This is a genomic window from Mycobacterium scrofulaceum (assembly GCF_002086735.1).
In the GTDB taxonomy this organism is placed as follows: domain Bacteria; phylum Actinomycetota; class Actinomycetes; order Mycobacteriales; family Mycobacteriaceae; genus Mycobacterium; species Mycobacterium scrofulaceum.
Genome location: NZ_MVIJ01000054.1, coordinates 25,485 through 32,690, shown reverse-complemented (window position 1 = coordinate 32,690; position 7,206 = coordinate 25,485). Strand labels below are relative to the sequence as shown.

The 7,206-nt window shown below is 70.6% G+C and carries 7 protein-coding genes; 5 read left to right on the top strand and 2 right to left on the bottom strand.

Annotation, left to right across the window (positions count from 1 at the left end):
• The first annotated feature begins 246 nt into the window (after nt 1-246).
• Nucleotides 247-606 (top strand): hypothetical protein, encoded by a 360-nt coding sequence (locus BST44_RS24495; RefSeq protein WP_142274680.1) that lies wholly within the window; start codon nt 247-249, stop codon nt 604-606.
• 23 nt (nt 607-629) lie between these two features.
• On the opposite strand, the gene BST44_RS24490 is transcribed toward BST44_RS24495, so the two are convergent.
• Entirely contained in the window at nt 630-920 is a 291-nt protein-coding gene (locus BST44_RS24490) for a CDGP domain-containing protein (protein ID WP_083179584.1), read from the bottom strand.
• 109 nt (nt 921-1,029) lie between these two features.
• Between BST44_RS24490 and BST44_RS24485 the strand changes: the two genes are divergently transcribed.
• The 4 genes from BST44_RS24485 (at nt 1,030) to BST44_RS24470 (ending at nt 4,823) form a co-directional block, all read left to right on the top strand.
• Nucleotides 1,030-1,386: a hypothetical protein gene (locus BST44_RS24485; RefSeq protein WP_083179583.1), complete on the top strand. Its 357-nt coding sequence runs from the start codon at nt 1,030-1,032 to the stop codon at nt 1,384-1,386.
• 44 nt (nt 1,387-1,430) lie between these two features.
• Nucleotides 1,431-2,237, top strand: coding sequence for an MBL fold metallo-hydrolase (locus tag BST44_RS24480; RefSeq protein WP_083179582.1), 807 nt, complete (start codon nt 1,431-1,433; stop codon nt 2,235-2,237).
• A 211-nt stretch (nt 2,238-2,448) separates the two neighbouring features.
• Nucleotides 2,449-3,585 (top strand): PPE family protein, encoded by a 1,137-nt coding sequence (locus BST44_RS24475; RefSeq protein WP_083179581.1) that lies wholly within the window; start codon nt 2,449-2,451, stop codon nt 3,583-3,585.
• A 107-nt stretch (nt 3,586-3,692) separates the two neighbouring features.
• Nucleotides 3,693-4,823 (top strand): PPE family protein, encoded by a 1,131-nt coding sequence (locus BST44_RS24470; RefSeq protein ID WP_083179586.1) that lies wholly within the window; start codon nt 3,693-3,695, stop codon nt 4,821-4,823.
• Here BST44_RS24470 and BST44_RS24465 read toward each other — a convergent pair.
• A complete protein-coding gene (locus BST44_RS24465; RefSeq protein WP_083179580.1) occupies nt 4,812-7,175 on the bottom strand; it encodes a heavy metal translocating P-type ATPase in 2,364 nt (787 codons plus the stop codon). The two genes, BST44_RS24470 and BST44_RS24465, sit on opposite strands and share 12 nt — an antisense overlap.
• Between the last annotated feature and the right edge of the window lie 31 nt (nt 7,176-7,206).

Here is a 7,206-nt window from a genome sequence, read left to right as displayed (position 1 = left end):
CCATGATGCCCCGGCGCCGCCGCACCCGCGCCCACGACCGCGCCACCCGCATCGCCACCGAACGCCGACACAACCGCCAAGCCCGCACCGCCGGGCGCGCCGAGTGGACCAGCTACGTCGGGCCCGCTCCACCCACCGACGACGACGATCCGCCACCCTTCTAGTTTCCAAATCTGACCCTCCGATTTGATGAGCTGCGAGCGGCTCCGGCGGTAGAATTTGTGCCTCGTCGGAGAAGGCACGATCGTGAGATGCATCGCTGAAGGTGTTGCGTTACTGGCCGTTTGCGTTCCGGTCTTCGGCGCGCCGGTGGCCGCGTCGGCCGACCCTGTCGGCACCAGCCGCGTGGCTTCGGTGGAAAGCTGGCCGGACAACGCATGCGGCGGCTTTTTCTCCTGGCACGTGATCAACGAGCTGAAGGATGCCCCGATCCGCGCGACCGTGGCGGTCCAGCGCAGAAAGGGTTCGGAGGAGTACGACGACCGATACGTCTACGACTTGGCCCGTGGCACGTCGAGTTTTGTCTCGTGCCGAAGGATCACTGCTACTGACGGCCCCGACTTTTACGACGTCACCGCCTGGTTGGCCGGCGCAGAAAAGGCGTAGGCGGGCGGCACCTCGGCAGTGACTCAGCCGTCGATGTGCGTCGGTGGGTCGGCGAAGCTGAAATCCGCAGGGGGATGGTCGGGCCCCACCACGTCGCAATGCCCGTCCGGCACGAGGTAGGAACTGGCGCCGTTGGGGATCAACCGGGCGACAGCCACGCAACGCTGCCAGGTGCCGTCGGGCTGGACGGGTCCGTCGCACTTGCTGAGGACGGGTCCGCCGTACTGGCAGCCGGCGCCGGCCGGCGGCGCCGAGGCGATCAGCCCGGCCGCAAGCAGCAGGGCGCCCAGTCCTCCGACGATGCCGCGCTTCATGGTTGCCGACGCTACCGCTTTCGCACCGGATTTTGGGATCGGTAGCGAACCATTCGTCGTCTGCTGGATCGTGTAATCCACTGAGGGCGTCGACGAAAGGCGCGAGGCGATGTCGCACGATCAGAAAATCAGGAAGGCCGTCACCGGTGCTTTGCTGGCCGGCGGCATGGCGCTGGCCGGGCTCGGGCCGGCCGCGGGGGCGGCGCGGGCCGACCGCGCCTTCGCGCCGGAATTCAACCGCCCGGTGCCCCTGGACAACTTCACCGTCCCGCACGACTGGTGCCCGGGCCAGCCGTTGCCCATGCCCGACGTCCGCTGGGACATGGGCGTGTGCCACCACTGGTACTGGGTCCCCGTCGGCGGCATGGGCAACGTCGGCCAGTTCGTCTGGGAGGGCGACGCTCCCCGCCGCCCGCTGGGCCCGCCGCCGTGCTACGGAGCCCCCATCTGCCTGCCCGGCCTGTAGGTCCCGGGCCGCGTGAGCGCCCGGCGATCGGGTAGCCCGCGGGTATGGACATCACCGTGACGTTCGTCGGCAACGCCACCACCTTGATCGCGGCGGGCGGGTTCACGCTGCTGACCGATCCCAACTTCCTGCACCGAGGGCAACACGCGTACCTGGGTTACGGGTTGGTGTCCAGGCGGCTCAGGGAACCCGCGTTGGGCATCGACGAACTCCCGCCGGTCGACGCCATCGTGCTCTCCCACATGCACGGCGATCACTGGGACCGGGTGTCGCAGAAGGGCCTCGACCACAGCCTGCCCGTCATCACCACCCCGGACGCCGCCAAACGGCTCCGGCACCGTGGCTTCGCCAACGCGCGCGGCCTGCCGACGTGGGGGCGGCACACGCTCACCAAGGACGGCACCTCCGTGACGATGACGTCGCTGCCGGGCCGGCACGCCCCGGGATGGACCCGGCGGCTGCTGCCGCCGGTGATGGGCACCATGCTGGAATTCGCCGCCGATGACGGCGCGCCCCGGCGCCGGCTCTACATCTCCGGTGACACCTTGCTCGTCGAGGAACTCAACGAGATCCCGGCCCGGTTCGACGCCATCGACGCAGGGGTGCTGCACCTCGGCGGGACCCGCCTGCCGGCCGGTCCGCGGCTTCCGTTCGGGCTGACCGTAACCATGGACGGCCGTCAGGGCGCCGAACTGGTGGCGATGCTGGGCCTGCCCAAGACCATCCCGGTCCATTTCGACGACTACGGGGTGTTCGCCTCGCCGCTGGCCGATTTCATCCGGGAGATGGAGCGCCGCGGCCTGGCGGATCGGGTCGTCGAGGTGGCCCGCGGCGCCTCGGTGACCGTCTAGAGCGGCCGCCGCCCGCAACCTTTGGGCGCCCACGCCCGTTAATACTTTGGCTGCCCTAATGCCACGGGTATATCGTTCGTCACATCCGGGACTCGACGGGGAAGGATTTGGGCGGCAACCTGGGGGGGAACGCGTAATGTTTCCGGTCTCTTAGCAACCTGGTAAACGAAAATTTCCGGCCGCGTACTCGGCATAGACAATGTGAGATGTGATGGACGTATTCGCGCCTCCCGAGGTCACCTCGACCTTGATCCACTCCGGTCCCGGAGCGGGTTCGCTGATCGAGGCCGCCGGCGCGTGGCAGAACTTGGCCGTCGAGCTGGAGAACTCGGTCGCCGTGTATGCCTCCGCTCTGTCGTCATTGATCGAGTCGTGGAACGGCCCCTCCTCGATGGCGATGCTCCAGGCCGTCCAGCCCTACCTCATCTGGCTGCGCGAGACCGCCCAGCAGGCCCAGCAAACGGCCGCCTCGGCGGAATCCGCCGCCGCGGCCTTCACCGCCGTCCGCGCGGCGGTGGTCCAACCCGCGTTGGTGGCCGCCAACCGGACACGGCTCGCGCAGCTGCTGGCCACCAACCGCTTCGGGCAGAACACCGCGGCGATCGCCGCGACCCAAGACGAATACCAGACCATGTGGGCGAACAACTCGGCGGCCATGACCAGGTACCAGGCCACCTCCTCACAAGCGACGGGCCAGCTGTCTCAATTCAATTCGCCGCTGACCATCAGCAGCCCGACGGCCGCGGTCAACCAGAACGCCGCGGTGTCCAATTCGCTGCTTAGCACGGCCGGTTCAACGGGGAACGCCATCGACTCGCTCGGCGTCACGCCGTTCGACCCGAACGCCGGTTGGTTCAGCTATTTCAGCACCTGGGGAAACCAGTTCATCTCCTCCGGGTTCCCCATCAACATGCTCAGCTACCTGGCGCAGAACACGTCGGCACAGGCGCTGCAAGGCGTGGGCAGCGACATCGGCCTCGGCCTCTCGGAGGGCGAGGGGGCGCTGGCGTCGTCGATCACCCGGTTGGCCAGCGCGGTCTCGGCCGCCCCGGGTGGCGCGCCCGGCGCGGCGATGGGCGTGGGAGTTTCGCTGGGCAAGCTGACCGCCCCGCCCGCGGTGGTGGGCCTGCTGCCGGCGACACCGACGCCGGTGCAACTCGCATCGTCGGTGTCGCCCCTGCCGGCCGACGCCGGGCTTACCGGGATGCCCGTGATGCCGATGATGGCGCCGTCGACGAACTCCGCGGGCAGCGGTTGGCGCAAGCGCAAGCAGCAGAAGTTCGAGGAGATTGAGTACGGGGCGGAACTCCCGAAGAAGGTGATACACCGACCGCCCAGCGGGGGATGAGAGCCAACAATGGTGTTTCACAACCCCGGAAGCCGAATCGCGCCACCGGGTAGTTCAACCGCGCAAAGGCCTTGCCGCGGAACGTATCTGGCGTGGGGCGAGACGTGATCGATTTTGGGCTGCTGCCGCCCGAGATCACTTCGGCGCTGATCCATTCCGGACCCGGCGCGTGGTCGATGATCGAAGCCGCCGGGGCGTGGCAGGAACTCGGCGCCGAACTCGAAGCGGCCGCGGCCGGCTACTCCTCGGAGCTGGCGGCGCTGGCGGGGACGTGGCAGGGCCCGTCCGCGACGGCCATGGTCCAGGCGTTCCAGCCCTACCTGACGTGGCTGCACACCACCGCGGCGCAATGCCAGGAGATCGCCGCATCGGTCGAAATCGTCACGGCCGCTTTCGAATTGACGCACTGGACGGTGGTGCATCCGTCGGTCGTCGCGGCCAACCGGGCGCGATTGGCGATGCTGCTCGCCACCAACTTCTTCGGGATCAATGCGCCGGCCATCGCCGAAACCGAGGCCGAGTACAACGCCATGTGGGTGAACAATTCGACGGCGATGTATCGCTACGGCGCCACCTCGCTGAACGCCGTCAAGCTGTCTCAGTTCTCGTCACCGCCGACCGTTGCCAACCCGTCGGGGGTCACCACCCAGGCCACGACGGTGTCAGCAGCCAACACTCTGGCCGCCGCGACCAACACGGGGTCGGTCATCGACGCGCTCGGCGTCACCCCCTTCGACCCCAACAAGGGCTGGTTCGGGTATTTCAGCACGTGGGGAAACCAGTTCATCGCCGGCGGCATACCGGTGAACCTGCTCAGCTACCTGGCGCAAGTCAGTGCGGCGCAATCGCTTCAGGGCGTCAGTGGCGACATCGGTCAGGGCCTGGCGGAGGGTACGGCCGCGTTGTCGTCGGCGGAGGCAAGGTTGGTGAGCGCCCTCGGCGCCGGGGCGCTGGCGCCTCGAGGCGCGCTGGGTGCTTCCGTGTTGGTGGGCAAGCTGAGCATGCCGCCCGCGGTGGTGGGGATGTTGCCCGGCGCGCAGCCGCCGGTGCAGCTCGCCTCGGCGGTGTCCGCGCTTCCCCCGGGGGCATCGCCGCCGCCCGGGATCCCGATGGCCCCGATGCGGCCGCCGGTGGGCGGCAAGGGTGGTCGTGGGGGCGACGGTCGGGACTACCACGACATCGAAATCGGCGCGGAGCTTCCAGGTACGGTTATGAAACGACCGCCGTCAGCGGGATAGCTTATCCACCAAGGCTTTTCGGCTGTTCGGCTGTGGTGGAGCGGGTTCGTCCTCGGCCAGCGTGAAGTAGCTTTCCTCCTCCTGCAAGAAGTGCAGGCGTAGCAGGGCATGCAGCCCGTACAGGCACGCGAGCAGGTCGTCGACCTGGTCGGGGCCGATCGCCCCGCTGCCCTGGGCCAGGGCCAGGTGGGCGCCGATCCGGTCGGAGAGTCGCTGGATTTCCGCGTGGGTGCGGCTCATCGGGGCGGTCGCCTCGCTGGTGCCCAGCGGGTGGGCCAAGGCGGGATAGAGCTGCGTCTCCTCGGCGCGTTCGTGCGGGATGATCCGCTCGACGAGCACGGTGTGCGCGCGGCCGATCGCCTCCAGGGCCGAGCGATCGGCCGCGGCGGCCAACCGGTCGGCGGCATCGCGCAACACATCCACCGCGTCGCGCAGCTCGTCGTGTTCGGCGTCGAAGCGCCGCAGCAGCTGCTCGGTCGGCGCGGGCAGGTCCACCTCGATGCCGGGATTGCCGCGCAGGGCGCGCAGCGCGTTGAGGATCACGGCGACGTCGATCCCCTCCTGCACCAGCGCACCGACGGCCGGGGGGAGCCAGCCGACGGCCGCGACGGCCATCGCGGCCAGCGACAGGACCATGCCGACGACCGCGCTCTGCACCGCAATGCGCCGCGACCACCGGGCGATGTCCATCGCATCGGCGAGCCGCTCCAGTCGATCGGTGGTCAACACGATGCTGGCGGCCTCCGAGGACGCGGTGGCTCCGCGGGCGCCCATCGCCACCCCGACGCTGGCCGCGGCCAACGCGGGTGCGTCGTTGACACCGTCGCCGACCATCACGGTCACCGCGCGGTCCCTCTCGGCGCGCACGGCGGCCACCTTGTCGGCCGGACTCTGTTCCGCGTACACCTCGTCCAGACCCAGCACGGCCGCGACCTCGCGGGCGGGCTGGGCGCGGTCTCCGGTCAGCATGACCAATCGGTTCAGCCCCGCGTCGCGTAACCGGCGCACGGTGCGCGGTGCGTGGCGGCGCAGCGGGTCGCGCAGCAACACCGCGCCCGTGGGCCGGCCGTCGACGCACACCCATGCGATCGCGGCGCCGTCCAGCAGGGCGCGGTTGACCACCGCGCGGGCCCATTCCGCGTGCGCGGTGTCGTCTGCGAGCTTGCCCACGTGCACCCGCCGGCCGTCCAGGGTGGCGGTGACGCCCCGGCCGGGCTCCTCGTCCACGTCGGTGGGCAGCGACAGCGCCAGGTCGCGGGCCCGCGCCGCGGTGACGATCGCCTCCGCCAGCACGTGCGGTGACATCTGGTCCACCGAGGCCGCCAGCCGCAGGATGTCGACTGCGTCGCGGCCGGGCGCGGCGGCCACGTCGATGACGACCGGGCGCCCCATGGTCAGCGTGCCGGTCTTGTCCATCACCAAAGTCGTTGCGTGCCCGAGGTTTTCCAGGGCGCCCCCGCTGCGGATCACCACACCGCGACGCGACGCCCGCGACAGCCCGGACACGATCGCGACCGGCGCCGCCAGCAGCAGCGGGCACGGGGTCGCGACCACCAGCACCGCCACCGCCCGCACCGGCGACCCGCTGGCCAGCCAGGCCGCCCCGGCCACCAGCAGCGTCAACGGCAGGAACCACGCGGCGTACCGGTCGGCCAGCCGCACCACCGGGGCGTTCTCGGCCCCGGCCTCCGCGGCCAGGCGGACGATCTGCGCATAGGTGCTGTCGGCGGCGGTGGCCGTGGCCCGCATCTCGAAGGCGCTGCCCGCGTTGACCACCCCGCTGCGCACGGGTTCGCCGTCGCCGCGCTCGACCTGCAGCGGTTCGCCGGTCAGCACCGATTCGTCGAGCACCGCGACCGCACCGGCGATCCGGCCGTCGACGGGCACCACCTCGCCCGGGCCGACCACCAGCAGATCGTCGACCGCCACGTCCTGCAGCGCGACGACGTCCACCGCCGAGCCGACGCGGCGGCGGGCGAACCGCGGCGCGTGTTCGAGCAGGGCCCGCAGGTCGTGGGACGCCCGGCGCTCGGCCGCCGCCTCCAGGGCCCGCCCGCCGGCCAGCATCACCGCGATCAGCGCGCCGGCGAGGTACTCGCCCACCAGCAGCGTGCCGACCAGCGACAGCACCGCGATCAGATCGACCCCGAACCGGCCGCGGCGCAGCGCGGCCAGCACCCACACCAGCGCGGGGAGCACCGCGACCACCGTGCCCGCGATCCAGCAACCGTCGGCGATCCGCCGTGCGCCGGCCAGCCAGGCGATCCCGCCGGCCGCCAGCGCCACGACGGTCGCCGCGGCCAGCGCCGGCTCCAGCCAGCGGGTCAACCTCCCGCGTGCCGCAGCATCCATGGCCCTCAGCTTGGCCCGGCGTTTTCGCGCC

Bases quoted from the DNA above. Each gene is read 5' to 3' on its own strand.
- BST44_RS24490 (WP_083179584.1), bottom strand. From the start codon at position 920: ATGAAGCGCGGCATCGTCGGAGGACTGGGCGCCCTGCTGCTTGCGGCC.
- BST44_RS24485 (WP_083179583.1), top strand. From the start codon at position 1,030: ATGTCGCACGATCAGAAAATCAGGAAGGCCGTCACCGGTGCTTTGCTG.
- BST44_RS24480 (WP_083179582.1), top strand. From the start codon at position 1,431: ATGGACATCACCGTGACGTTCGTCGGCAACGCCACCACCTTGATCGCG.
- BST44_RS24475 (WP_083179581.1), top strand. From the start codon at position 2,449: ATGGACGTATTCGCGCCTCCCGAGGTCACCTCGACCTTGATCCACTCC.
- BST44_RS24465 (WP_083179580.1), bottom strand. From the start codon at position 7,175: ATGGATGCTGCGGCACGCGGGAGGTTGACCCGCTGGCTGGAGCCGGCG.